This window comes from Silicimonas lutimaris, from assembly GCF_047314965.1.
In the GTDB taxonomy this organism is placed as follows: Bacteria; Pseudomonadota; Alphaproteobacteria; order Rhodobacterales; family Rhodobacteraceae; genus JAVJUV01.
Genome location: NZ_JBLBVK010000036.1, coordinates 16,920 through 40,537 on the forward strand (window position 1 = coordinate 16,920; position 23,618 = coordinate 40,537).

Annotated in this window: 26 protein-coding genes; 10 read left to right on the forward strand and 16 right to left on the reverse strand. The window is 63.4% G+C overall.

The genetic code is table 11. The features are described from left to right. The first annotated feature begins 148 nt into the window (after positions 1–148). Positions 149–1,855, forward strand: coding sequence for a tetratricopeptide repeat protein (locus ACKLNI_RS03635; RefSeq protein WP_413717655.1), 1,707 nt, complete (start codon positions 149–151; stop codon positions 1,853–1,855). Then, a complete protein-coding gene (locus ACKLNI_RS03640) occupies positions 1,842–2,756 on the forward strand; it encodes a 4-(cytidine 5'-diphospho)-2-C-methyl-D-erythritol kinase (RefSeq protein WP_413717656.1) in 915 nt (304 codons plus the stop codon). Before ACKLNI_RS03635 ends, ACKLNI_RS03640 begins: the two co-directional genes overlap by 14 nt. A 7-nt stretch (positions 2,757–2,763) precedes the next feature. Here ACKLNI_RS03640 and ACKLNI_RS03645 read toward each other — a convergent pair whose 3' ends face one another. Continuing rightward, positions 2,764–3,768: a polyprenyl synthetase family protein gene (locus tag ACKLNI_RS03645; protein ID WP_413717658.1), complete on the reverse strand. Its 1,005-nt coding sequence runs from the start codon at positions 3,766–3,768 to the stop codon at positions 2,764–2,766. Positions 3,769–3,823: 55 nt separating this feature from the next. Here ACKLNI_RS03645 and ACKLNI_RS03650 point away from each other — a divergent pair, with 55 nt between their 5' ends. The 3 genes from ACKLNI_RS03650 (at position 3,824) to ACKLNI_RS03660 (ending at position 5,072) form a co-directional block, all read left to right on the forward strand. Then, positions 3,824–4,039 (forward strand): putative signal transducing protein, encoded by a 216-nt coding sequence (locus ACKLNI_RS03650; protein WP_413717659.1) that lies wholly within the window; start codon positions 3,824–3,826, stop codon positions 4,037–4,039. Beyond that, entirely contained in the window at positions 4,036–4,800 is a 765-nt protein-coding gene (locus tag ACKLNI_RS03655; protein ID WP_413717660.1) for a tRNA1(Val) (adenine(37)-N6)-methyltransferase, read from the forward strand. The genes ACKLNI_RS03650 and ACKLNI_RS03655 overlap by 4 nt, the downstream gene beginning before the upstream one ends. Positions 4,801–4,898: 98 nt before the next feature. Then, positions 4,899–5,072: a YdcH family protein gene (locus ACKLNI_RS03660; protein ID WP_413717661.1), complete on the forward strand. Its 174-nt coding sequence runs from the start codon at positions 4,899–4,901 to the stop codon at positions 5,070–5,072. A 160-nt stretch (positions 5,073–5,232) separates the two neighbouring features. On the opposite strand, the gene phbB is transcribed toward ACKLNI_RS03660, so the two are convergent. From phbB to ubiA, 12 genes are all read right to left on the reverse strand, one after another. Further along, a complete protein-coding gene (gene phbB, locus ACKLNI_RS03665) occupies positions 5,233–5,958 on the reverse strand; it encodes an acetoacetyl-CoA reductase (protein ID WP_413717662.1) in 726 nt (241 codons plus the stop codon). Positions 5,959–6,077: 119 nt separating this feature from the next. Continuing rightward, positions 6,078–7,253, reverse strand: coding sequence for an acetyl-CoA C-acetyltransferase (locus tag ACKLNI_RS03670; RefSeq protein WP_413717663.1), 1,176 nt, complete (start codon positions 7,251–7,253; stop codon positions 6,078–6,080). 127 nt (positions 7,254–7,380) lie between these two features. After that, entirely contained in the window at positions 7,381–8,250 is an 870-nt protein-coding gene (locus ACKLNI_RS03675) for a dimethyl sulfoxide reductase anchor subunit family protein (RefSeq protein WP_413717665.1), read from the reverse strand. Beyond that, a complete protein-coding gene (locus ACKLNI_RS03680; protein ID WP_413717666.1) occupies positions 8,250–9,002 on the reverse strand; it encodes a 4Fe-4S dicluster domain-containing protein in 753 nt (250 codons plus the stop codon). The genes ACKLNI_RS03675 and ACKLNI_RS03680 overlap by 1 nt, the downstream gene beginning before the upstream one ends. A 160-nt stretch (positions 9,003–9,162) precedes the next feature. Continuing rightward, positions 9,163–11,970, reverse strand: coding sequence for a molybdopterin oxidoreductase family protein (locus ACKLNI_RS03685; protein WP_413717668.1), 2,808 nt, complete (start codon positions 11,968–11,970; stop codon positions 9,163–9,165). Positions 11,971–12,349: 379 nt separating this feature from the next. After that, complete coding sequence (locus ACKLNI_RS03690) at positions 12,350–12,766, reverse strand: hypothetical protein (protein ID WP_413717669.1); 417 nt, start codon at positions 12,764–12,766, stop codon at positions 12,350–12,352. Continuing rightward, a complete protein-coding gene (locus tag ACKLNI_RS03695) occupies positions 12,766–13,203 on the reverse strand; it encodes a hypothetical protein (RefSeq protein ID WP_413717670.1) in 438 nt (145 codons plus the stop codon). The genes ACKLNI_RS03690 and ACKLNI_RS03695 overlap by 1 nt, the downstream gene beginning before the upstream one ends. Positions 13,204–13,260: 57 nt before the next feature. Then, entirely contained in the window at positions 13,261–13,428 is a 168-nt protein-coding gene (locus ACKLNI_RS03700) for a hypothetical protein (RefSeq protein ID WP_413717671.1), read from the reverse strand. A 17-nt stretch (positions 13,429–13,445) separates the two neighbouring features. Then, a complete protein-coding gene (locus tag ACKLNI_RS03705; RefSeq protein WP_413717672.1) occupies positions 13,446–13,904 on the reverse strand; it encodes a tellurite resistance TerB family protein in 459 nt (152 codons plus the stop codon). A 409-nt stretch (positions 13,905–14,313) separates the two neighbouring features. Continuing rightward, entirely contained in the window at positions 14,314–14,643 is a 330-nt protein-coding gene (locus tag ACKLNI_RS03710; RefSeq protein ID WP_413717673.1) for a hypothetical protein, read from the reverse strand. Beyond that, positions 14,640–16,577, reverse strand: a complete 1,938-nt coding sequence (locus tag ACKLNI_RS03715; protein WP_413717674.1) for an OmpA family protein — start codon at positions 16,575–16,577, stop codon at positions 14,640–14,642. Before ACKLNI_RS03715 ends, ACKLNI_RS03710 begins: the two co-directional genes overlap by 4 nt. A 35-nt stretch (positions 16,578–16,612) precedes the next feature. Then, on the reverse strand, positions 16,613–17,575 hold the full coding sequence (gene ubiA / locus ACKLNI_RS03720; RefSeq protein WP_413717675.1) for a 4-hydroxybenzoate octaprenyltransferase: 963 nt from the start codon (positions 17,573–17,575) through the stop codon (positions 16,613–16,615). Positions 17,576–17,588: 13 nt separating this feature from the next. On the opposite strand from ubiA, the gene ACKLNI_RS03725 reads away from it, so the two are divergent. From ACKLNI_RS03725 to ACKLNI_RS03740, 4 genes are read left to right on the forward strand one after another with little or no spacing between them, the layout of a single operon-like run. Next, positions 17,589–18,335: a 16S rRNA (uracil(1498)-N(3))-methyltransferase gene (locus ACKLNI_RS03725; RefSeq protein WP_413717676.1), complete on the forward strand. Its 747-nt coding sequence runs from the start codon at positions 17,589–17,591 to the stop codon at positions 18,333–18,335. Next, positions 18,332–19,072 carry a hypothetical protein gene (locus tag ACKLNI_RS03730; RefSeq protein WP_413717677.1) on the forward strand — a complete coding sequence of 247 codons (741 nt, stop codon included), beginning with the start codon at positions 18,332–18,334 and terminating at the stop codon, positions 19,070–19,072. The genes ACKLNI_RS03725 and ACKLNI_RS03730 overlap by 4 nt, the downstream gene beginning before the upstream one ends. Continuing rightward, positions 19,069–19,572: a hypothetical protein gene (locus ACKLNI_RS03735; protein ID WP_413717678.1), complete on the forward strand. Its 504-nt coding sequence runs from the start codon at positions 19,069–19,071 to the stop codon at positions 19,570–19,572. Before ACKLNI_RS03730 ends, ACKLNI_RS03735 begins: the two co-directional genes overlap by 4 nt. A 60-nt stretch (positions 19,573–19,632) precedes the next feature. Continuing rightward, positions 19,633–21,003 carry a glutamate--cysteine ligase gene (locus tag ACKLNI_RS03740; RefSeq protein WP_413717679.1) on the forward strand — a complete coding sequence of 457 codons (1,371 nt, stop codon included), beginning with the start codon at positions 19,633–19,635 and terminating at the stop codon, positions 21,001–21,003. A gap of 10 nt (positions 21,004–21,013) precedes the next feature. Here the strand turns inward: ACKLNI_RS03740 and ACKLNI_RS03745 are convergent, their stop codons facing one another. After that, entirely contained in the window at positions 21,014–21,688 is a 675-nt protein-coding gene (locus tag ACKLNI_RS03745) for a GNAT family N-acetyltransferase (RefSeq protein WP_413717680.1), read from the reverse strand. Positions 21,689–21,754: 66 nt separating this feature from the next. Between ACKLNI_RS03745 and ACKLNI_RS03750 the strand changes: the two genes are divergently transcribed. Next, positions 21,755–22,633, forward strand: a complete 879-nt coding sequence (locus ACKLNI_RS03750) for a LysR family transcriptional regulator (protein WP_413717681.1) — start codon at positions 21,755–21,757, stop codon at positions 22,631–22,633. A 99-nt stretch (positions 22,634–22,732) separates the two neighbouring features. Here ACKLNI_RS03750 and ACKLNI_RS03755 read toward each other — a convergent pair whose 3' ends face one another. Next, positions 22,733–23,011: a hypothetical protein gene (locus ACKLNI_RS03755; RefSeq protein ID WP_488199636.1), complete on the reverse strand. Its 279-nt coding sequence runs from the start codon at positions 23,009–23,011 to the stop codon at positions 22,733–22,735. Continuing rightward, positions 22,996–23,607 (reverse strand): glycerol-3-phosphate 1-O-acyltransferase PlsY, encoded by a 612-nt coding sequence (gene plsY, locus ACKLNI_RS03760; protein ID WP_413717682.1) that lies wholly within the window; start codon positions 23,605–23,607, stop codon positions 22,996–22,998. The genes ACKLNI_RS03755 and plsY overlap by 16 nt, the downstream gene beginning before the upstream one ends. Positions 23,608–23,618: the final 11 nt, after the last annotated feature.

Here is a 23,618-nt window from a genome sequence, read left to right on the forward strand (position 1 = left end):
CCGGTGTCCGGCGTTCCGACCCTTTTGCACGGACTTCAAGCAGTCCGTCGGTAACACTTGCCTGATATGCGCGTCATTTCGGCGGCTCTGCATTGCACAGCCGGTATGCGGGGACTAGGTTTTCCCCAAACCCGAGAAGGATCGCGATATGCCCCTGCGCAAACTCTTTCTGACAACCGCCCTTGCCGCGGCGCTTGCGCTTCCGGCAAGGGCCGAGGATGCCGGAGGATACCTGGCCGCCCGCTCGGCGATCATCGCCAGCGATTTCGCCGAGGCCGCGCAGTACTATGCCCGGGCACTGGTCCGCGATCCGGGGAATATTTCGCTGCTTGAAAACGCCGCGACGGCGTACCTGGGACTTGGCGACCTTGATCGTGCGGCCCCCATTGCCCGGCGGCTGATCCAGTCCGGCGCCGAAAGCCAGTTATCCGGCCTGATCCTTCTTGGTGACGCCGCGCGCAACGGAAACTGGTCCACGATCGGCCAGGATCTCGACGCTGGCCTTACCGTTGGCCCGCTGTTCGACGGGCTGGCGCGCGCATGGGCGCTGGTGGGCGACGGGCAGATGACCGCCGCGATCGAGGCGTTCGACGTGATCGGCACCAACCAGGGCGTCGAAGCCTTCGGCCTCTATCACAAGGCGCTTGCCTTGGCCTCTGTCGGCGACTTCGAGGGCGCTGCCGAGATTTTCTCCGGCGAGACGGGCAACACTATCCGTCTGACGCGACGGGGGCTGATCGCCTATGTCGAGGTTCTCAGCCAGCTGGAGCGCGACGCTGACGCGCTGGAACTTATCACCGCGACCTTCGGCAGCAACCTGGACCCGTACCTCGAGGACGTGAAGCGCCGTCTCGAAGCAGGAGAAGTGCTGCCGTTCTCGACGGTGCGCCGCGCCGAGGACGGCATGGCCGAGGTCTATTACTCGATCGCGAGCGCGCTGCAGGGCGAGGCGCAGCAGGCCTATACGCTTCTCTACAGCCGGATGGCACTGGCTCTTCGGCCCGACCATATCGACGCTCTTCTGATGACGGCCGAGCTTCTGGAGGATCTGGAGCGCTATGACCTCGCAACCGAGGTCTATGACACCGTGCCGCGCGACGACCCGTCGTTCCACGCGGCGGAACTTGGGCGCGCCGAGGCGCTGCGCCGCTCGGGCCGCGAAGACGCGGCGATCGAGGTGCTGCGCCAGCTGACCAAAAGCCACGGCGAGTTACCTCTCGTGCATGTAACGCTGGGCGACACGCTGCGCGGGATGGAGCGGTTCGAGGAGTCGATCCAGCCCTATGACGACGCGCTAGCACTGATCGAAACCCCCGAGGAACAGCACTGGATCGTCTACTTCGCCCGCGGCATCAGCCACGAAAGAACCGGAGAATGGGACAAGGCCGAGGCCGACTTCCGGAAAGCACTGGAATTGCGTCCCGAACAGCCGCAGGTGATGAACTACCTCGGCTATTCCTTCCTGGAAATGCAGAGCAACTACGACGAAGCGCTGGATCTGATCGAGCGTGCCGTCGCACTGCGTCCGGACTCGGGTTACATCATCGACTCGCTTGGCTGGGGTCTTTACCGCCTTGGCCGCTACGAAGAAGCAGTCGGCCACATGGAAAAGGCAGTCGAGCTGATGCCGATCGATCCGGTGGTGAACGATCACTTGGGTGACGTGTACTGGGCCGTAGGACGCAAGCGCGAGGCCGAGTTCCAGTGGCACCGCGCCCTGTCCTTCATCGACCACGAAGAGGCAAGCGGCGACATCGACCCCGATCGCGTCCGCCGCAAGCTTGAGGTCGGTCTCGACCAGGTGCTGGAGGAAGAAGGCGCACCGCCACTCAAGATGGCCAATGACAGCAATTGAGGTCTTCGCGCCGGCCAAGATCAACCTGACGCTTCATGTCACCGGACAGCGGGCGGACGGGTATCACCTGCTGGACAGTCTCGTGGCCTTCGCGCCGGTGGGCGACAGACTGATTTTGCAGCCGGGCAATGTCACATCCTTGACTGTCGAAGGCCCTGAAGCCAGGGGCGTTCCTGCGGATATGGAAAACATCGCGATGCGCGCCGCAATGATGGCGCCGGATGGCCAATCCGTGACGATGGTCCTGACCAAGTTCCTGCCGGTCGCCTCGGGTATCGGTGGCGGCTCGGCAGATGCAGCGGCTGCCTTTCGCGGCATGCTGATGTTTGGCGACGAGGCCGAAGTCCCGGCGGATTCCGTCTGGGCGATGCCCCAGATCATCCACCAGACCTATGCCAAGGCGCTGCTCGATCTCGGTGCCGATGTGCCGATGTGCCTGCGTCCCAGACCGCTCCGGGCGCAAGGTATCGGTGAAAAGATCGAATTTCTTGATCTGCCGGCCCTTCCGGCGGTATTCGTTAATCCCCGTGTGCCGGTCTCGACACCCGAGGTGTTTCGCGCGCTCAAGTCAAAGACGAACCCGCCGATGCCGGACAGGCTGCCCGATTTTGCATCAACGGTGGACCTGATCGACTTTCTTGCAGGCTGTCGTAACGATCTGGAGCCCGTGGCCCGGACGCTTGTTCCGGAAATCGGGCTGACACTTGACGCCTTGTCTGCCTGTGACGGCTGCGAGCTTTCCCGCATGTCCGGCTCTGGCGCGACCTGTTTCGGCATTTTCTCGTCCGTCGATTCCGGGAAAGCCGCGGTCGACCGGCTCAGACACCTCTATCCGGACTACTGGATCGCCGGTGGGCTTGTCGGCGATCAGCTGCAACGCTCGATGCCCGTCCGCAAGTAGACCGGGCCTAGCTGATCCGCGCCACCACGTAATCCGCCAGGTCGATAAGCGTTTCGCGCAAGGCGTGCTCGGGCAACAGCCGCATGGCGTCCTTCGCCGTTTCCGACCACCGCAGCGCATCGGCCCGCGTGGCCTCCATCGTGCCGTGCTTCGCGATCAGCCGCAGCGCCTCGTCCAGATCACCGTCCCGCTGGTCGCCCTTCTGAATCGTCCGCTCCCAGAACGCGCGCTCGTCGGCATCGGCCTTCGCGACCGCCTTGATCACCGGCAGCGTCAGCTTCCGCTCGCGGAAATCGTCGCCCACGTTCTTGCCCGTGGCGTTGGCGTCGCCGCCATAGTCCAGAAGGTCGTCGGCAATCTGGAACGCGATACCCAGCGCATCCCCATAGGTGCGCAGCGCTTCGACCTGTTCCTGCGGAACGCCCGCAATCTCGCCGCCCACCTCGCAGGCGGCGGCGAAGAGCGCGGCCGTCTTGCCGCGCACGACCTGGATATAGATGTCTTCGGTCGTCGACAGGTTGGCGGCTGCGGTCAGTTGCAGCACCTCGCCCTCGGCGATCGTCGCGGCAGCGTCCGACAGGATGCGCAGCACCGTCAGCGACCCGGTATCGGTCATCAGCTGGAACGAACGCGCGAACAGGTAATCGCCCACCAGAACCGACGACTTGTTGTCCCACAAGAGGTTCGCCGTTGGCCGTCCGCGCCGCTGTTTGCTCTCGTCCACAACATCGTCGTGCAGAAGCGTGGCGGTATGGATGAACTCCACCGTCGCGGCCAGACGCACATGGTTCTCGCCTTCGTAGCCACACAGACGCGCTGCGGCCAGCGTCAGCATCGGGCGCAGGCGCTTGCCGCCCGCCTCGACCAGATGCGCCGTGACTTCGGGGATGCGCGGCGCATGCTTGGATGCCATCCGCTCACGGATCAGCGCATTCACGCGCTCAAGGTCGCCTGCCAATGTGGCGGCGAGGCTTTCATGCGGTTTCACCGATGCATCCGCGTCCAGGCTCATCACACACTCGTCAGATTGCTCGACAAACCTGCGGGTCTGCCATTAAGTCCATCCCATGAAAGAGCTCATCCGCACCAACGATCCGACCGTCATCGCCTTTGCGAGCGCTCTGCTTGAGGGCGAGGATATAGACTGCTTTCAGATGGACGTCCACATGAGCGTCCTGGAAGGCAGCATCGGCATATTGCCGCGCCGCCTGATGGTGCGCGATCAGGATTGGTTCCGCGCGGCCAGCGTGCTGCGCGACAACGATCTGACCGTCGAGGAATGACCGCCACAACGGAAGACGATTTTCTCGGGGGCCGTATCCGCCTTCGCCAGCCGCGCGCGGGGTACCGCGCGGGCGTCGATCCGGTGCTTCTTGCCGCCAGCGTTCCCGCCCGCCCGGGCCAGAGCGTGCTTGAACTGGGAACCGGGACCGGCGCCGCGCTTCTCTGCCTGATGGCACGCGTTGCCGGGCTTGACGGTGTCGGGGTGGAACGCGACCCGCAACTGGCTGCGCTTGCCGCCGAGAACGCCGAGTCGAATGGCATCGGCGCGCATATCGTGGAAGCCGATCTGCAGGAGATGCCCGCGGAACTCCGCGCGATGTCTTTCGACCATGTGCTGGCCAACCCGCCCTTCTTTGACCGCACTGGCGGCAGCCCGGCGCAGGACGCCTCCCGCGAGGGCGGCCGGGGAGAGGAGACACCGTTGCCCACGTGGACGGAAGCCGGAATTCGCCGCCTGAAGCCGGGCGGAGTCCTCAGCATCATCCAGCGCATCGAGCGGTTGCCGCAGCTCCTTGCCAGCCTCGATCAAAGGGTCGGCGATCTCGTTGTCCTGCCCTTGGCGGCGCGCTCGGGGCGTGAGGCCAAACTCTTTGTTCTTCAAGCGAAAAAAGGTGCGAAGGGTCGGTTTCGCCTTCTGCCACCCTTCGTTCTGCACTCCGGCCCGGCGCACCTTGCCGACGGGGACGATTACACCCCCGAGACCTCGTCGATCCTGCGCGATGCCGCGCCCCTTGATCTGGTCGCATTAATGAACAGGTAACATCTATGGCCTTACGTTTGGGGCCTGTCTTCGCGGCGCGTGACACGAATCAAGTTTCGTGCTGGAGTAAAGACATTCAACAAGAGAGGAGTACGACCATGAGTCTGAGTTCGCACCTGCAGGAACTCCGGAAGAAACACGAACATCTCTCGCACGAAGTGGAAGAAGCCCAGCGCAGCCATTCGGTCGACGATCTCAAGATCACCGCGCTCAAGAAGCAAAAACTCAAGATCAAAGAGGAAATTGAGCGGCTTTCAGCCTCAACGCATTGATCCCCTCGCGCCGCGTCCGATGCCGATGGCATCCCTGCGGTGCATCCATAAACCCTGAATTCGGGCCTGCGCATCACCATCGCGGTGCCCAGACGCCAGATATGGAAATGAAAAGGGCCGGCTAACCGTCGGCCCTTCCTGCGTGTAACGCCTGAGTGCCTCAGACGAAGAACTGTGCGCCGTTGGCGGAAATCGTCGAACCGTTGATGAAACCGGCCTCCTCTGCGGCCAGAAAAACGACACAACGCGCGATTTCCTCGGGTTCGCCCAAACGGCCAGCCGGAATCTGCGGGATGATCTTCGAGTTCAGAACGTCCTCGGGGATCGCGCGCACCATCTCGGTGCCGATATAGCCGGGGCAAACGGCGTTGGCGGTGATGCCAGCGCGCGCGCCTTCCTGGGCCAGCGACTTGACGATGCCAAGGTCGCCCGCCTTGGTCGCGGCATAGTTAACCTGACCCGCCTGGCCCTTCTGGCCGTTGATCGATGAGATCACGATGATGCGGCCGAACTTGCGCTCGCGCATGCCGGGCCAGATCGGGTGGATCGTGTTGAACACACCGGTCAGGTTGGTGTCGATCACCTCTTTCCACTGCTCCGGAGTCATCCGGTGGAACATGGCGTCGCGCGTTATGCCGGCATTCGCAACGACCGTGTCGATCGGACCAAGATCGGCCTCGACCTGCGCGATACCGGCCTTCGAGGCCTCGTAATCGGCCACGTTCCACTTGTACGTCCGGATGCCGGTTTCGGCAGTGAAGGCCGCGGCCTTCTCGTCATTGCCGGCATAGGTGGCGGCGACTTCATAGCCTTCGGCCTTCAGTGCCTTCGAAATCGCTTCACCAATTCCCCGGCTTCCGCCGGTCACAAGGGCAACACGTCCCATTTCATGTCCTCCATAAAAAATTCGCTGTCCCGCTCTTTCTTCCTGGGAAAAATACGGCGGGGTGGTTCGGAGGGGCAGCGCCCCTCCGGCATGGCGCCGCCGTCAGGCGGCGCAACGGATCATCCGCGCTCGACGCACATCGCCACGCCCATGCCGCCACCGATGCATAGCGTCGCCAGACCCTTCTTGGCATCGCGGCGCTTCATCTCGAACAGGAGCGTGTTCAGAACGCGGCAGCCGGAAGCACCGATCGGGTGGCCGATGGCGATGGCGCCGCCGTTCACGTTCACGATCGCGGGATCCCAGCCCATGTCCTTGTTCACGGCGCAGGCCTGCGCGGCGAAGGCTTCGTTCGCCTCGACCAGATCCAGATCGCTCACGGACCAGCCCGCCTTGTCCAGCGCCTTGCGGCTGGCGTGGATCGGGCCGACGCCCATGATCGAGGGGTCGAGACCTGCGGTCGCATAGGACGCGATGCGGGCCAGGGGCTCGATGCCGCGCTTCTCGGCCTCGTCCGCGCTCATCAGCAGTACGGCGGCGGCGCCGTCATTGATGCCCGAGGCGTTGCCTGCAGTGACCGAACCGTCCCTGGTGAAGGCCGGGCGCAGCTTCTGCATGTTCTCGATCGTCGCGCCTAGGCGGATGTACTCGTCCTTGTCCACGACGATGTCGCCCTTACGGGTCTTGATCGTGAAGGCGATCACCTCGTCGTCGAACTTGCCGGCCTTCTGCGCGGCCTCGGCCTTGTTCTGGCTGGCGAGCGCGAATTCGTCCTGCTGGTCGCGGCTGATCTGCCACTGCTGCGCGACGTTCTCGGCGGTCTGACCCATGTGATAGCCATTGAAGGCATCCCAGAGACCATCCTTGATCATCGAATCGATGAAGGTCAGGTCGCCCATCTTGTGCCCGGCCCGAAGGTTCTGGACATGGGGGCTCATCGACATATTTTCCTGGCCGCCCGCGGCCACGATCGCCGCATCGCCCAGCATGATGTGCTGCGCGCCCAGCGCCACGGCCCGCAGGCCCGAGCCACAGACCTGGTTGATGCCCCAGGCCGCGCTTTCGATCGGCAAGCCGGCGTTGACGTGAGCCTGCCGCGCAGGGTTCTGACCCTGTCCCGCGGTCAGAACCTGGCCGAGGATCGTTTCGCTGACATCGGCCTTCTCGATGCCTGCACGCTCTACCAGAGCCTCCAGGACCGCAGCGCCCAGATCATGAGCAGGAGTGTTGGCGAACGAGCCATTGAAACTTCCGACGGCTGTCCGTGCGGCCGAGGCGATTACGACGTTGGTCAAGGGATGCTCCTCCATCTTGCATGACCGCACGGCAGACTCACCTGCCGCGGGTTGCGCGGACATTATGCAATTGCAGCATTCATAACAACCGACACAACGTCGCCCCCGGCGCATGGCCGGTTTGCGTCTAGCGCCCGTAGTAAAGACCCACCACGTGCCGGGCTTCAGCGAAGAACAGCCAGCGCTGCACCAGTACGCCGGCGACATGCGACAGGACGGCGAGAACGGCCATTATATGGTGGAACGGAAGAAGCAGCAGCAGGACCGGAAAGGCAAAGGCGAGAAACAGCGAGATCACCTTCAACGTCGCGGCATGCTTGCGCCCGATCCGGAACACCATTTCCTTGGTCAGGTAGTTCGATCCGGTATGCGGCGGCTCGAAGGCGCGGACCGTGCCGATGCCGCCCAGCCCCGTGGCCGTGGCCAGGGTGGTGTCCGACATCCTTTCGCGCCTGTCCTGATCGGCCCAGGCCACGATCTGCACAATTCCCGCGAGCGGGAAAAGCCAGAGCGCCAGCGACACATGGCCGGTCATCAGACCGCCGCCCGCAACGGCGTAAAGCAGAAAAAGCACCGGTGGCGACCAGTGGTTCCAGCGGGGCACTGTCCGCATCTGGGTATAGATCATCGACGTGGCGAACACGGTCGCCAGCGACAACAGCCCGCCGAGGATCCCGAAGAAGCTCCATCGCGCGTCGAAAAAGACAAGTCCGATCGCGTAAAGCCCCATGAGCCCAAGCGCCAGAACCGCCAGCCAGGCCTCGCGTGACAACCAGCTCGACCGCCACTGGGTAAAGGCCTTCAGTGCGCGCTCCGGATGGCCAAGATGGAAGGTCGAGGAGATCAGCCCCCCGGCTGCCAGGACATAGGCGATGGCGAAGAACCAGAAAGCCACCCAGCCACGCGGAGCCGGGGCGTCGAGCCCAAGAAAGGTCAGCATGCCGAAGCCAAGGCCCGACAGGGTGGTGAACAGGATGATGGATGGTGCCGGATGCATCAGCCGATCCTTTCCAGCGTGCGGTCCAGCCAGCCAAGAAAGCCCTTCGGCTCCTCCGCGACGGGTTCCAGGTAAGGGGCGAGGATATCGTACTCGGGTTCGGCGTCGCGCGGACGCGGCGGCAGATAGCGATTGACGGGGGCCGTGCCTTGCTCGGGCATCAGTTCGATCCCGCCGCGCTCGGCCACCAGCTGGCTGACCGCGCTCTCCGGGTCCGACAGGTCTCCGAAATGCCGCGCGCCCGCTGGGCAGGTCCGCACGCAGGCGGGCTGACGGTCTTCCTCGGGCAGGTTCTCGTTATAGATCCGGTCGACGCACAGCGTGCATTTCTTCATCACCTGCTCGGCTGGGTCCATCTCCCGCGCGCCGTAGGGGCAGGCCCAGGCGCAGAGACCGCAGCCGATGCAGTCGGTCTCGTTCACCAGGACGATCCCGTCCTCGACCCGTTTGTAGCTGGCGCCTGTCGGACAGACTGTCACGCATGGCGCATCGGCGCAGTGCAGGCAGGACTTGGGAAAATGATACAGCTGCGCTGGCCCACCGGTCGTCGGCTGGACCTCATAGGAATGCACCCGGTTCAGGAAGCTGCCCACGGGATCCGCGCCATAGGCATCCTTGTCTGCCAGGGGTGCGCCGTAGTTCTCTGTGTTCCAGCCCTTGCAGGCGGTCACGCAGGCATGGCAGCCGACACAGGTATCCAGGTCGATGACAAGGCCAAGCGTCTTCTCGGTATGGGTCGGAAGCGACGTCATGACAGTCCTCCCGATTTCCCGTTGACCGAGGCCGGGAGGGACAAGCTCTTCTCGGGATGAAGCATGATTCCAGTAAGGTCACCATTTCTTCTTGGTGAAAATATGCCGGCGGAAGACGCCTCCGGCGTCTGGGGGCAGAGCCCCCCTGCAGCAGTCATCGTCATGCGCCCACCTTCCGTTTCACGATCTCCGGACCCCGGCCCACCGGACTCTTCTGTTCGGGGTGAGAGGGCTGCGTCTCGGTCGGCGCCGGCACCTTTTCTACCCGCACCCTCAGGTCGAACCATGCCGCCTGACCGGTGATCGGGTCCGAATTCGCCCATCGCAGTCCGTCGCCCTTGGGCGGGAGAAGCTCGTGAATGATATGGTTCAGAAGGAACCCCTTCTTCGCCTCCGGCGCCTCAGGTGAAAGTGCCCAGGCGCCCTTCCTCTTGCCGATCGCGTTCCAGGTCCAGACGGTGTTTTCGTTCAGCGCGGCCATATGCGCCACCGGCACCACGATTTCGCCATGCGGCGACGTCACGCGCGCCCAGTCGCCGTCTGCGAACCCGTTTGCCTCCCATATCTTCGTCGGCACGTAGAGCGGGTTCCGCCCGTGGATCTGCCGCAGCCACGCGTTCTGCGATCCCCAGGAATGATACATCGCCATCGGACGCTGGGTGAGCGCATGCACGGTGAACCGGTCGTCGGCGTCCGAGAACGGGGGATACCAGACCGGCAGCGGATCCATCGTCGTGGAATAGCGCGCCTTCAGATGGTCCGGCGGCGAGAGCCGATGTCTGCCCTCGGCGGCCAGCTGGAAGCGGCGCAGGGGCTCGCACCAGAGCGTGAACAGGTAGGGCGTGGGCTTGTCATAAAGCCCGATCTTCACCGCCCAGTCCTGGTAGGCCGTGTTCCAGGGCTTGTAGAACTGCGCCTCGTCGGGGATGTGCGCAATCCAGAACGAGCCGTTCTTCTTGTATTCCTCGATCTGGTTCGGGTTCGCCGCGCCGCGCCCGTGTTCGTCGCCATTGCCGCGCCATCCCGACAGCGGCCCGACACCGGGTCGCCGCTCGTGGTTCTGGATGTAGTCGGCATAGTCGGCGTATTTCTGGCCACCATCCTCGGTCACGAATCCCGGCAGACCCAGCCGCGCGCCCAGATCGCAGAGCACCGACTGAAAGCCCCGCACGTCGCGATCAGGTTCCACCACCGGCCAGCGGATCGCGTCGGCGGCGGCTTCCGCCTCGCAGATCGGACGGTCCAGAAGGCTGATGCAGTCGTGCCGCTCCAGATAGGTCGTGTCGGGCAGGATCAGGTCGGCAAAGGCGACCATCTCGGAGGAATAGGCATCCGAATAGATGATCCGCGGAATGACGTATTCGCCATCCTCGTCCGTGTCCGTCAATATCTTCATGACGGCGGACGTGTTCATCGACGAGTTCCACGCCATGTTCGCCATGTAGAGCATCATGGTGTCGATCCTGTAGGGATCGCCCGCATGCGCGTTCGAGATCAGCATGTGCATCAGCCCATGCGCGCTCATCGGGTTTTCCCAGGAAAACGCCTTGTCGATGCGCTTCGGCCGATTGTTCTCGTCCACCAGCAGATCGTCGGGTCCATGCACGAAGCCCAGGTGCGGCCCGTCCAGCGGCTTGCCCGGCGTCACGCCTGCATGGGGCTTAGGATGCGCCGTCGCGGGCTTGGGGTAGGGCGGTTTGAACCGGAACCCGCCGGGTACCTCGACCGAGCCCAGGATGATCTGCAAAAGATGCAGCGCGCGGCAGGTCTGGAACCCATTCGAATGGGCGCTGATCCCGCGCATCGCGTGGAAGCTGACGGGACGGCCCGTCATGGTCTTGTGCGTCTCTCCGCGGAAATCGGTCCACTCGTGTTCGATCTCGAAGGCCTCGTCAAAGGCGACGCGGGCGAGTTCGGCGGCGATGGCTCGGATGCGCTTGGCCGAAAGACCGATCTTCGGCGCGACGGTTTCGGGCGCGTAGTCCTCCGACAGGTATTTCTCCGCCATGTGATGCAGCACCGGGCGATGGGTCACACCGGCATGCCGCCAGAAAGCAGACAGGTCGGGCTTCACGCCCGGAGCATCGAACGCGGTCGGCTTTCCGGTGACCCGGTCCATGACCAGCTTCTTGCCGGCCTCGTTGGTCAGGATCAGCCCGTACTCGTCGGAGGCCTTGTCGCCGTTCACCAGGCAGGGCGCATCGGTGAAGCGTGCCAGGTAATCCAGGTCGATCTTCCCGGCCTTCATCAGGCAATGCACGAGGCTCAGGATGAACAGCCCGTCCGTGCCAGGCGTGATCCCAACCCATTCGTCGGCGACCGCGTTGTAGCCCGTGCGCACCGGGTTCACGCCGATTACCTTCGCGTCCCGCGCCTTCAGTTTGCCCAACCCCATCTTGATCGGGTTCGAGTCATGGTCCTCGGCCACGCCGAAGATCATGAACAGCTTCGTGCGGTCCCAGTCGGGCTGGCCGAATTCCCAGAAGGCGCCGCCCATCGTATAGATGCCGGCTGCGGCCATGTTGACCGAGCAGAACCCGCCATGGGCGGCATAGTTCGGCGTTCCGAAGGCCTGCGCCCAGAACGAGGTGAAGGATTGCGACTGGTCGCGCCCGGTAAAGAAGGCAAGCCGCGACTGGTCGGTGTCGCGGAGCGGCTTCAGCCAGGAAACCGCAGTTTCAAGCGCCTCTTCCCAGCTGATCTCCTCGAACTCGCCCGAACCGCGCGGTCCCACCCGCCGCATCGGCGCGCGCAAACGCGCCGGCGACAGGTGCTGCATGATGCCCGAAGAGCCCTTGGCGCACAGAACGCCCTTGTTCACCGGATGGTCGCGGTTGCCCTCGATATAGGCGACCTGTCCGTCCTTCATATGAACATTGATCCCGCAGCGGCAGGCGCACATGTAGCATGTGGTCTTGCGGACTTCGTCCGAAACCTTCGGCGACAACTCGACTTGCGGTTGGCTCATGCGCCCCTCTTCCTGGCTGAGAATCATATTCTCCGCTTTGCCAAGCGGATGCGACCAATTAATGGTCACCGCACCCTATTCCGAGGCGCCCCCCGCTATTAGGTCCAGTGCCTTGTTGCAGCTATATCCAGAAATCGAGATCGACCGGCTTTTGACAGGATGCCGCCAACCGCATCTTGCCGACCCACATCATCTCGGATCCGGAAGGTGCCTTGTGCCCGCCCTGACGCGACAAAGTTCGCCGTGGGCGGCGTCCCATGGGCTTGCCCGACTGAAGGTTGCCTTTTTCGAGGAATGACGGGCCTGCAAGGATTCCGTGACTGCGGATTGGCCCGTGCAGACCCGGCTTTCCCATCGACTCGCATCGCTGTGGGACGTGTCAACTGAACCCGGTGGATCGAATTCCCGGGCCATGTACGAAATCACCCGTTCCACCGCGCATCTCTTCAAGCGTTTCAAAGACCAAGAAGGCGTCGTCTTCGTAAAAGCCTCGGATCTCGACGATACCTTTCTGGTAAAGCTCGACCACCACGACCCAGCAGCGCAGTATCTCGCGCCGCGCCCCAAGCCCCAGAAGCCCGATCAGGGTCATCAGCCCAAGCGCGCCACTGCTCGAGGTCGAGTTTAGGAGAAGTACCAGTGCCACCGCGATGGCCAGGCCGAAGCCGAGAAGCTCGGCCGAGACGCGGCGTTCGACATTGGTGAAGACGATGGCGCTAGGTTGAACGACCCGCCCGCCGAGGATCAGGCGATGGTCGGTGATGTAAAGATCCTCGGCGCGAATGATGATACGCATCAGTCTGGATAGGTGATGAAGATCATGGGACGGAAATTGAAGAACCTCAGATCCGCGATGTTGAACAGCGCAGGAAACTGTCGGTTCAGGAAGTAGACGATCGGATCGCCGGCCGCCATGAGAAGCGACCCCATGACCAAGAGACATGCCGCCATCAGGCCGAATATTGTCTCGACGATCCCGTCTGCCATGTCTCCGATGAAGTAAAAGATGCGGCCCGCGAAATGCATCCCGGTCGAGAAGACTGGCCCGATGACGGCCCACACGAATGGTATGGCCAGGAGCTCTCCGACAGGTGGCTTTGCCGGCCCGCTTGCGGAGGTGACCAACATGAAGACCGCAAGAACGACGCCCGCGAAGAACGCTCGCCCCACGGCGAGTTTCAGTGTCGAGCCCCAATGAACCCGGCCCAGATCGGAAAACGCGAAATCAGTCATGATCTTTCCCCTTGTTTCTTTGATGCATGCGGGTCCGCGCTTGCGCGGACCAATCGCTTACCCCTTGGATTTGGCCGCCGCGACGGCAGCCTCGACGCTGCCGTAAGAGCCGGCGTGCTTGCCGTCCTTGAGCAAGTAGACGGAGGTCGAGAACATCCCGGAGTCCCGGACGATCTCGTATTTCGAATATTTGCCGTAAACGGTTTCAACGACGGTGCGTGACATGTGGATTTCCCTTTCTGTCAGTTGGTCCAGGCGCGGCGCATCGCGCGCACGGTGGCGACGATTGCGTCCAGTTCGTCTTCGGTGATGCCGGCGCGGTCGCAGAGCATCTTCAGCAGGCGCACTTCATCCTGATCGATGTCACCGTCGGACAGCATGATGTCGGAGAGGATCGCGGCGGCGGTGTACTTCCAGCCATCTTGCGCAAGGACCTGCGCGTAGTGCCCCGTCAGCCCATCGGCGTCCTGCTGCATCTTCCGCTCCATCCGGGTCAGAAGTGCGAAGTCTTCCTGATTGGTGTTGTCCGAAAAAAGTCGGCAGCGCGCGAGCGTTCCCATCGCCACGTTCACTTCGTCATCGCCAACGTTGCCGTCGGCGTGGATCATGAGAACGACGAAGTAGGCAATCGCCTCTTTCATTTCTTGGCGAGGGGAGACCTCGCGAGCGCCACCGAAGGCGCGGGACAGCAGTCCACCCATTCTGAATTCTCCTTTTCTGTGTCGCTGTTTCAGATTTCATCCGTTGCCCCCTGGTCGTAGCACCGGGTTGCTGCGTGGTGGGGTGACAAGATTTGTGATCCGGTTCGCCCGGCCTGTTCACGCGATGGCGAAATCGAGAATGTCGGTGCGGATGCCTGGCGGCAGTTTTTCCCGCGCGTTGTCGTTCAGGAAAAGACGCTCATGTCGTCCGCAATCGGCCCGCTGAGCAAACCGACCATCGACCCAAGGTCTGTGAACCCAGGAAACGGTGCCGGGTTCCTTCTTCCGAACAATGCCGCCGCCACTGCACCTGCAAGCTCGCCGGTGCAGCGGACGTTTTCGACACGGATGGATTTACCTGCCTTCCGTTCCGTCCGGGGGCGGTATTTCGGGTTCGGTTTTGGGTGGATCAGCTCGCCTGGTTTACCCGCTCGATATAGGCGCGGAGTTCTTCTGTCTCGCGGCGAGCGTCGCGAAGCCCATCCATCGCCGCCTCAAGCTCGGCCTCCGTCTGGGCCATCTTGTTGGTCAGTTCGGCTTCACGCTGTTGCATGTAGATGACCGCCTGATCACGCTCTTCTTCGGCGTGGTGCAACTCCTGCGCCATCTTGTCGAGATCGTCCATGTCCGACCGCGTCACGCGCGTGATGCGGCTGATCAGCCAATGGGTGAACCAGCCCGCAAGAAAGGCCATGAACAGGATCGCCGCTGTCGCCGCGATGAACTCGGTTCCGTTCACTGGCTTTCCTCCGTATCTTCGGTCTCGCCTTCGGCAGCCGCGTCTCCGGCTTCGACGTTTTCGGTCGGTGATCCGTCCGCGTCGGCCGTATCTTCGTCTGCGGCCTCGGGCGTCACAAGGCGAAATTCGATCCGCCGGTTGGCCTCGCGGCCCTCTTCGGTGCCGTTGTCCGCGATGGGCTGGCTTTCGCCATAGCCTTTCGCGGTCAGGTTCGAGGTCAGAACCCGCCGCGCCATGATCGCGTTCAGAACGGCATCCGCCCGCGCCTGGCTGAGCTGTTCGTTCATGACTTCGCGGCCCTGGCTGTCCGTGTGGCCGCTGATCTCGATCTGCACCGCCTGGCAATCGCGCAGGATGTCCGCGATCGCGTCGATGGTCGGAATCGCATCCTGTTCGATATCCGATGACGAGGGCGCGAAGGTGATCTTGCGCTTGTTCCCGGCGACGTTGATCAGTTCGACGCATTCCTCGGGCGTCGGCAGCGCGGCCAGCGGATCAAGAGCCTCGGAATAGGTGATGTCCAGATCGAAGGTCGCGCCGGTCTCAAGCTTGGCCGAGAGAATCCGTGCGATATCCGAGCGTGCGCTCTTGATCCCCGTCTGACCGCTGACACTTATGTCCGTTTCCGTCACGACAGCCGAGCCGCTGGACAGATAGGACAGCGCCTCGAGCGCCGCCAGCACGCGAGCCGTCCAGCCCTTCGGCACATTCTCGTCAATTCGCGTGGCGGGATAGACATTGGCAACGCCAAAAGCCGCCGCCGCATAGCTCTCGACGGCCGCGCGGGTCGTCTCGTCGCCCAGCCGTCCACGTAGTTGCACCTGCCCTTCCGGCGAGCGCGTGGCGGTGAACTCAGCAGGTTGCGCGCCGTCGGCGCTTTCGGTCACTTCCGGCTTCGGCAAAAGCGCGGCCAGCGAAAAGACCGGCGGAAGCGCGCCTTCAAGCTCTCCAACGGCCCGGTCGAAGGTTCTCTGCGGCGTCCCCTCGATCCCTACCAGCGTCACGTCGGCGTTCGAGATGGTCAGCGTACCTCCTCCCGCTGCCTGAACCGCCCGGATCCCCGCCACCGCCGCCTCGCCCCAGCGGGTCGACGGCGTGCCCAGCCCCAGTTCGCAACCGACATCGCCGGTCAGGCCCGCATCGATTGCGGCGGCAAGGATAGCGTCGCGCGCAGCCTCTGTATCCGCCGAACAGGCGTCGAAGCGCACGTTCTCGCCGTCCATCAGAAAGCGCAGCGTGAAGGGCGCGATCACCGGGCGCGGCGCGGTGATGTTCAGCGCCAGCGCCAGGCCCGGCGGCGCGTCGCGGTTCAGCCTGCGCTCGATCTGCCTCTTGTCGTCGGGATTCTTCGCCACAGCGGTGATCGATACCCGCTGCGCGGTGATCGAGACCTTCGAGCGTGGCAGCGACTCCAGCGCGCTCAGTCCGAAGGACAAAGCGCGATCCCAGCCGGTGGGTGGAGCGAAATCGGCGCTTTCCAGAAGATCGGTCACTCTCGCATCGCCCGAAATGCCACGCACGCGTTGAAGAATGGTTTCCGGGTCGCTTTCCAGGGGCACCAGACCGATCAGGGAGATTCCGTCGTCGTTCTTTAGAACCTCGATCGTAAAATCGGGGGCCTGGATCGCCTCGGCTGCCTTCACGGTCATGTCGTCGATCAGTCGGCTGGCGTCTACCACGGTTCCGGCGGCGCTCAACGCGGCGAAACGGATCGCCTCGGTATCGGCGGTGCCGGTCAGCCTCACGGTCAGGCCATCGGCGGCGACGTCCACCCAGTCATGGCCGGCCTGGCCCAGCGTCAGCCGGATATCCCGCACCGCGATGCTCTCGACAAACGTGCGGGCCCACATCGCCACGCCGATACAGCCCGCCCCCGCGATCAGGATCGCGACGAAGTGCGGCAGGATCTGTGATAACTTACGGGTCACTGACATGGCGACTAGTTAAGACTCCGAGGCGCGGGACGCAATCAGAGGAAATGCGCGACGGCAAGAAACAGCACGGGGATCAGTCCCGCGTTCCTGTTGGACCTGAACAGAGCCAGGCATCGCTCTGGGTTTTCGATGTCCAGAAGGCGCAGCTGCCAGGCCAGGTGCCAGCCGAAGGCCCAGGCGCCGCCCAATGCCACGACCAGCACCAGCACGTTTACCGAAGCGCCCAGCGCCAGGATCAGGCCCGCGCCCATCAGCGAAACACTGAATACCAGGAACCATTTCAGCCAGCGCGCGGTGTCTGCGCCGAAGAGGCGCGCGGTGGATTTCACCCCGATCAGTGCGTCGTCCTCGGTGTCCTGGTGCGCATAGATCGTGTCGTAGAACAGCGTCCACGCAATGCCGGACAGGTAGAGCAGAACTGCAGGCGAGGTCAGCGTGCCGGTCACTGCCGTCCAGGCCAGAAGGGCCCCCCAGTTGAAGGCCAGACCCAGGAAGATCTGCGGCCACCAGGTGAACCGCTTTGCAAAGGGGTAGATGCACACCAGCGCCAGCGACGCGATGCCAAGCCAGATCGCGTTCCAGTGGAAGGTCAGAAGGATGCCGAAAGCGAGAAGCGACTGGATCACCATCCAGATCACGGCCTGCTTTACGGTCACCTGGCCCGAGGGAATGGGTCGCGACCGGGTGCGGGCGACCCTGGCGTCGAAATCCCTGTCGGTGATGTCGTTCCATGTACAGCCCGCGCCGCGCATCAGCCAGGCGCCGATGGCGCAGCCCAGCGCGATCCAGGCTTCGGTCCATCCGAACCGGCCCTGCATCAGAGATGCAACGCCCAGGCCCCACCAGCAGGGCAGCAGCAACAGCCATGTACCGATCGGCCGGTCCGCCCGGCTCAGCCGCAGATAGGGGCGCGACCATGCGGGCGCCCATGTGTCGACCCAGTTGTCTTTCACCGCGTCGGCAACTTGTCCGTCTGGCGCTGCGTCGCTGCCGGTCATATGGTCCTGTCCCATGGGTAGCACGAATGTCAGGCTCTATGTAGAACAGCCCCTCGGTCAGGGGCAATCGGTCGCTCTGACGCGGGAGCAGGCCCATTACCTATTCGGCGTGATGCGGCTCATTCAGGGCGATGCGCTGTCGCTCTTCAACGGCCGCGACGGAGAGTGGCGCGCCGAAGTGGCCGAGGCCGGCAAGCGCGGGGGCACGCTGGTCTGCGCCGGGCAGACCGCGCCACAAGGTGCGCCGCCCGATCTCTGGCTCGTCTTCGCGCCCATCAAGAAGGCGCGCACCGATTTCATCGTGGAAAAGGCCGTCGAGATGGGCGCGGCCCGGATCATTCCGGTTCAGACGGATTTCACGAATTCCGAGCGAATCCGGCGTGACCGGCTTCAGGCCCATGCGCTGGAGGCCGCCGAGCAATGCGGCATTAGCTATGTGCCCGAGGTCGCCGAACTCGTGAAACTCGATCGTCTTCTTGCAGGCTGGCCCGCGGACCGTGCCCTGTATTTCTGTGACGAGGCTCTTGCAGGCGAAGGCGCTTCTTCTTGGGAAAAATATGCCGGGGGTCCGGGGGCAGAGCCCCCGGCCTCGGCCATCCTCATCGGTCCCGAAGGCGGGTTTTCCGAGGCCGAGCGCACCCGGCTGGCGGCTCTTCCCTTCACCCGGCCGATCGCGCTTGGCCCCCGGATCCTGCGTGCCGACACCGCAGCCGTCGCCGCACTGGCGCTCTGGCAGGCGCATGTCGGGGACTGGCGATGAACACCGATCCCCTGATCCGCCTGCATCTCTTCTTCGCAACCGAGACCGATCGCGCTCTGATCCTGCGCCAGGGTCCGTCCCGACAGTTACGCATGATCCTCTGGCATCGGGCCACCGACAGGTTCGAGGACGGCCAGTGGATCAGAAGCAAGATCTACGTCGAGCGTTGCAGCCTGTCTCCGGACGGACGCCATTTCATCTATTTCGCGCTGGACGGTCGCTGGTCGGCCGAGACCCGCGGCAGCTTCACCGCCCTGTCGCGCCCGCCCTTCTGGACCGCTCTCTCGCTTTTTCCCGAAGGCGACACATGGGGTGGCGGTGGCGTGTTCCTGGACAACATTCACTACTGGGCGTCCGGCGACGCCGACATCATCGGGCGTGACGAAGGACTGTCCCGCATCCGGCTCGCAGAGCCTGACAAGGGTTGCACCACCGGCATCCGGCTGATGAGCGGCGCGCGCGCACCTCTCGACCGCACGGCGACCAGGCGGCTTCTGGCCGACCCGCCGCCCCAGGACGCAAGAGCGCTTTTCGAGCGCATGCCCGCGCCTCCCGGCGATACGCTCGACCGCTATGACACCAAGGGCGGGTGCCTCTACCGCCGACGGGGCATGGAACTGGAGCTGATTCGCGATTTCACCGACATGGCGTTCGAACCGATCCGGGCGCCCTATGACTGGCGCGAAGGGGACGACGACCCGGTTTTATGGCATCCTCTTGACGGAGACCGGGCATGAGCTTCGTCCGTCCCGAGGTTCGCGACGGGCTTATGCGCTGGCGCGAGGTGCTGGTCGGTGCGGTGACCCTTGGTCTTGGCCTGCGTCTTGCGGCGACGAGCTTCGGCGCGATCTTCATCATTGGCTGCGGGCTGGCCATCACCGGTGCCGCGCTGATCGTCGCCGGCGTCCAGCGCGCGCGCTTCCGGTCGGGCGGTGGCGGTGCCGGTGTAGTCGACCTCGACGAACGGCGGATCACCTATTTCGGCCCCTACGGCGGCGGTGCGGTCTCGGTCGAGGACCTCGTCGAAATCGGTGTCGATCCGTCCCGCTCCTGGCTGATCCGAGACGTGAACGGGACCCACCTGATGATTCCCATGAACGCGGAAGGCGCAGATGCGCTCTTCGACGCGTTCGCCGCCGTCCCCGGACTGACACCGGCGCGGCTGGTCGAAGCGGTGCGCTCCACGCCGCGCCAATACACAACCATATGGGCAAAACCGCAGGGTCGCCTGCATTGACTTCGCGCCACTTTCGCGCAAGTCACGGGAACTAGACAGACCAGCAAGGCGCGAACCCCCATGTCCATCCCCCAGTCCGGCGGCGGCCCGATCGAGCGCCATGAACAACTTGCCGAATACCTCGCGGCGGGCTGCAAGCCCAAGGATGCCTGGCGCATCGGCACCGAGCACGAGAAGTTCGGCTATTGCAAGGACACGCTGAAGCCGCTGCCTTATGACGGCCCTCGCTCGATCAGGGCGATGCTCGAAGGCCTGCGCGACCGCTACGGCTGGGACCCGGTTCTGGAGGGCGGCAATATCATCGGGCTGGTCAAGGACGGGGCGAACGTCTCGCTTGAACCCGGAGGCCAGCTCGAACTCTCGGGCGCGCCGCTCGAAACCATCCACCAGACCTGCGACGAAGTGAACGAGCACCTGCGCGAGGTCCAAACGGTCGCCGATGGGATCGGCGCCGGGTTCATCGGTCTTGGGGCCGCGCCGCACTGGACGCATGACGACATGCCGCTCATGCCCAAGGGCCGATACAAGCTGATGGACGGCTACATGCAGAAAGTCGGCACGCTTGGCACGTCGATGATGCGGCGGACCTGCACGGTGCAGGTCAATCTCGACTTCGCCTCCGAAGCCGACATGGTGCAGAAGCTGCGCGTCTCACTGGCGCTGCAGCCGGTGGCCACCGCGCTCTTCGCCAACTCGCCCTTCACCGAAGGCAAGCTGAACGGTCACAAGTCCTGGCGCTCGCGCATCTGGCGCGATCTGGATCCCGACCGCACCGGCATGCTGCCCTTCGTTTTCGACGAAGGCTTCGGCTTCGAGGCTTACGTGCAATACGCGCTCGATGTGCCGATGTATTTCGTCTATCGCGACGGCCAGTACATCAATGCTCTTGGCATGTCCTTCCGCGACTTTCTCAAGGGCGAGTTGCCGGCACTCCCGGGCGAGAAGCCCACGCTCTCCGATTGGGCCGATCACTTGACCACGATCTTCCCCGAGGCGCGGCTCAAGAAATTCATCGAGATGCGCGGCGCCGATGGCGGCCCCTGGCGGCGGCTCTGCGCGCTGCCTGCGCTCTGGGTCGGCCTGACATACGATCAGGAGGCGCTCGACGCCGCCTGGGATCTGGTCAAGGACTGGGATGCCGAAACCCGCGACGCGATGCGCGTCGCCGCCTCGATCGAGGCGCTGGACGCTAGGGTCAACGGCATCTCGATGCATGACCTGGCCAGCGAGGTCGTGGCCATCGCCGAGACCGGCCTGAAAAACCGCGCCCGCCCCGGCGCCGGCGGCCTTCTGCCCGACGAGACCCATTTCCTGAATGCGCTCAAGGAATCGATCGAAACCGGCGAAGTGCCGGCCGACGAACTGATCCGCCACAACAACACCGACTGGGATGGCGACGTGACCCGGGTGTTCGGAGAATACAGCTACTAGCGCCGCGAGATCACGCTGTCAGATCATACCGGTAGAACCACATCCAATCCCTGATCTCCGGCGAGATCGACGTGCTCTTGCTGTCCGAACTCGGCGGGATTTCTTCGAAGCCAAGCTTGGCGTAGAGCGAGGGCAGTTCGGGATTGACCTTGAAGGTATCGGCAATCAGCCACCGCATCCCCAAGGCGCGGGCATCCTCGATCCTGGCATGGACCAGCGCTTCGCCCAGGCCGGACCGTCGTGCCGATGGGCGGATATAAAGATGCTTCATTTCCCCCGTGTCCTCGGAGACGCGTCGCAATGCCGCCGTTCCGACGATGTTGCCGTGCGCGTCGCGCACAAAAAGATAGCTGCCTTGCGGGGGCAAGACGGCATCCAGCCCCGACCAGAAGCCCGCGACATGGCTCCGCCAATCGAAATCCGGTCCGCCGCCGTTTGTTACCCGCCCGTGCATCATTTGTGCGTATTCCACCAGCAGGGCTTCCGCTTCGGCACGGGGGATATCGGCGCGGCTGGCTTGCCGTTCTATGAAAAACCCAGGCTTGGCTCCATATTTCACTGCATCGGTTCGCAACGATAGCTGTTCTGCGCCATGGTCCATGCCGTGTGTCCCGGTCAAACGCGTAGTTTCGATTTTCTGCACGCCCATCACCCAGACCTCCATGTCAGCGACACTCGTTGACATGACTTCTAACAGGGTCGCCTTGATCGCGCGAATCAGCAATAATGACAGAACGAAAGATCAGCTATCATGTCGCCGCACTGGAAGACCCTGCCTTCGCTGACATCGCTTCGCGCGTTCGAGGCTACCGCAGGTCATGGCGGCTTCGCCGGTGCGGCCCGCGCATTGAACGTCACCCATGCCGCCGTTGCCCAGCAGGTCCGTGCGCTGGAAGCGGAACTCGGGGTCAGTCTTGCGGTCCGCACGGGCCGAACAGTCAGTCTGACCGATGCGGGCACGCGTCTCGCCGCGGCACTTGCTGACGGTTTCGGGGCCATCGCCGCAGCGGTTGATGACATCCGTGTCCAAAGCGCAAGCAGGCCGCTGCGTATCGTCGCCAGGCCTTTTCTGGTGGATCGCCTGATCATGCCGAATCTCGCGCGATTCTGGCAGATGCATCCGGGCGTCGAGATCTCGATCCTGCCGCGTCGCGATTTTACGGGACTTACCGCGGCCAGTTTTGATCTCGCGATACCCTCCCTGCGCGATGGTTGCACGCCAGACATTCCAGGCACCGATTCTCACCTGATCGCTCGCGTGCCCATTGTCGCCATAGCTGCGCCCTCCCTTGTGGCAGAGCGAGGCAGCGATCCGGTCAACTTGCCGTGGCTCTGGCACGAAGAGGACATGGACCTCAAGTTGTCGGTCATGGCCGAGAGTGGGTTGCCCGTAGATCGGCTGTGCCAAGTGCGCATCGGAAGTCCGAATCTTCAGGCCGAAGCCGTGCGCCAGGGTCTGGGTGCCGCGCTCTTCAATGCTTCGATCGCGCGGTCCGACATCGATTCGGGCGATGTCGTCGAGTTGTCCCTTCCCAAGGCCGTCTATGTCACCTACTTCGCCGTCTATCCAAAAGGTCCGCGACATGCCCTGATCGCCCCCTTTGTCAACTGGCTTGAAAGCCTGATCTGAAGGATCCAAATCCTCCTTGTCGAAGGACGCTCCGGCACCCGGGAAACAAACGCCGATAGCCTTTGCCGCCAACGGCTGCGCCACCGTTCTGTGCGTTTCTCAGTCGACGATGACGCCCATCACGAAGTCCACCACCTTCTCCGCTGGCATTTCGCACGGTTTCAGCAGCGCTTCGCCGCTGGCCAGCCTGTAGAGGTTGAAGCTGATGTAGTCCGTGCCGCCAAGTTCTTCGGCTTCCAGTTTCTGTGATCGGCCGTTGGCCATCTGGGATTTCACGACGCGGTACCTGCGGCCCATGTAGGTTCCACCGTATCCGCCTAGCGGCAAGTTGTCGAAAAGATACAGGAATTCCGGATCAGGCGTCACTTCTTCGACCAAGAAGCCATGGGCTCGGTCCCGTCGATCAGACGCCGGATATTGTCGCGATGTTTCCAGATCAGCAGCACGGCCATGATGATCATGACGGCGGTGATCTCCCGGAACCCGACAAGATACGCGACGCAGGTCGTCAGCGCCGCTGACACGATCGCCGAAAGCGAGGAGATGCGATAGACAAAGAAGGTAAACAGCCAGGCAACCAGCGCGATCAGCCCTACCAACGGCGTCAATGCCAGGAGGGCTCCCAGAAAAGTCGCGACCCCCTTGCCGCCCCGGAAATTCAGCCAGACCGGGAAGAGGTGTCCCAGAAACGCGAACAGCGCCGCCACCTGCGCGGCATCTTCCCCCACAAGCGCCCGCGCCAGCAGCACTGCGACAAATCCTTTGCCGGCGTCGAGCAACAGCGTCGCAAGCGCCGCCGATTTGGAGCCGGTCCGCAGGACGTTCGTCGCACCGATATTCCCCGAGCCGATTGCCCTGACATCACCCAATCCCATGATCCGGGTGACAAGCACACCGAACGGAACGGAGCCGAACAGGTACGCCGCGATCGCTGTGATCGCGAGCAGGAACATCGGGCTGTCGAATGGCGGCATGGTTTTCGTGC

Excerpts from the sequence above, each read along its gene's own strand:
- ACKLNI_RS03725 (WP_413717676.1), top strand. The coding sequence starts at position 17,589 with ATGGGTAGCACGAATGTCAGGCTCTATGTAGAACAGCCCCTCGGTCAG.
- ACKLNI_RS03715 (WP_413717674.1), bottom strand. The coding sequence starts at position 16,577 with ATGTCAGTGACCCGTAAGTTATCACAGATCCTGCCGCACTTCGTCGCG.
- phbB (WP_413717662.1), bottom strand. The coding sequence starts at position 5,958 with ATGGGACGTGTTGCCCTTGTGACCGGCGGAAGCCGGGGAATTGGTGAA.
- ACKLNI_RS03735 (WP_413717678.1), top strand. The coding sequence starts at position 19,069 with ATGAGCTTCGTCCGTCCCGAGGTTCGCGACGGGCTTATGCGCTGGCGC.
- ACKLNI_RS03705 (WP_413717672.1), bottom strand. The coding sequence starts at position 13,904 with ATGGGTGGACTGCTGTCCCGCGCCTTCGGTGGCGCTCGCGAGGTCTCC.
- ACKLNI_RS03700 (WP_413717671.1), bottom strand. The coding sequence starts at position 13,428 with ATGTCACGCACCGTCGTTGAAACCGTTTACGGCAAATATTCGAAATAC.
- ACKLNI_RS03650 (WP_413717659.1), top strand. The coding sequence starts at position 3,824 with ATGAAAGAGCTCATCCGCACCAACGATCCGACCGTCATCGCCTTTGCG.
- ACKLNI_RS03655 (WP_413717660.1), top strand. The coding sequence starts at position 4,036 with ATGACCGCCACAACGGAAGACGATTTTCTCGGGGGCCGTATCCGCCTT.
- ACKLNI_RS03730 (WP_413717677.1), top strand. The coding sequence starts at position 18,332 with ATGAACACCGATCCCCTGATCCGCCTGCATCTCTTCTTCGCAACCGAG.
- ACKLNI_RS03640 (WP_413717656.1), top strand. The coding sequence starts at position 1,842 with ATGACAGCAATTGAGGTCTTCGCGCCGGCCAAGATCAACCTGACGCTT.
- ACKLNI_RS03695 (WP_413717670.1), bottom strand. The coding sequence starts at position 13,203 with ATGACTGATTTCGCGTTTTCCGATCTGGGCCGGGTTCATTGGGGCTCG.
- ubiA (WP_413717675.1), bottom strand. The coding sequence starts at position 17,575 with ATGACCGGCAGCGACGCAGCGCCAGACGGACAAGTTGCCGACGCGGTG.
- ACKLNI_RS03750 (WP_413717681.1), top strand. The coding sequence starts at position 21,755 with ATGTCGCCGCACTGGAAGACCCTGCCTTCGCTGACATCGCTTCGCGCG.
- ACKLNI_RS03635 (WP_413717655.1), top strand. The coding sequence starts at position 149 with ATGCCCCTGCGCAAACTCTTTCTGACAACCGCCCTTGCCGCGGCGCTT.
- ACKLNI_RS03740 (WP_413717679.1), top strand. The coding sequence starts at position 19,633 with ATGTCCATCCCCCAGTCCGGCGGCGGCCCGATCGAGCGCCATGAACAA.
- ACKLNI_RS03645 (WP_413717658.1), bottom strand. The coding sequence starts at position 3,768 with ATGAGCCTGGACGCGGATGCATCGGTGAAACCGCATGAAAGCCTCGCC.
- ACKLNI_RS03690 (WP_413717669.1), bottom strand. The coding sequence starts at position 12,766 with ATGCGTATCATCATTCGCGCCGAGGATCTTTACATCACCGACCATCGC.
- ACKLNI_RS03675 (WP_413717665.1), bottom strand. The coding sequence starts at position 8,250 with ATGCATCCGGCACCATCCATCATCCTGTTCACCACCCTGTCGGGCCTT.
- ACKLNI_RS03680 (WP_413717666.1), bottom strand. The coding sequence starts at position 9,002 with ATGACGTCGCTTCCGACCCATACCGAGAAGACGCTTGGCCTTGTCATC.
- plsY (WP_413717682.1), bottom strand. The coding sequence starts at position 23,607 with ATGCCGCCATTCGACAGCCCGATGTTCCTGCTCGCGATCACAGCGATC.
- ACKLNI_RS03660 (WP_413717661.1), top strand. The coding sequence starts at position 4,899 with ATGAGTCTGAGTTCGCACCTGCAGGAACTCCGGAAGAAACACGAACAT.
- ACKLNI_RS03685 (WP_413717668.1), bottom strand. The coding sequence starts at position 11,970 with ATGAGCCAACCGCAAGTCGAGTTGTCGCCGAAGGTTTCGGACGAAGTC.
- ACKLNI_RS03745 (WP_413717680.1), bottom strand. The coding sequence starts at position 21,688 with ATGTCAACGAGTGTCGCTGACATGGAGGTCTGGGTGATGGGCGTGCAG.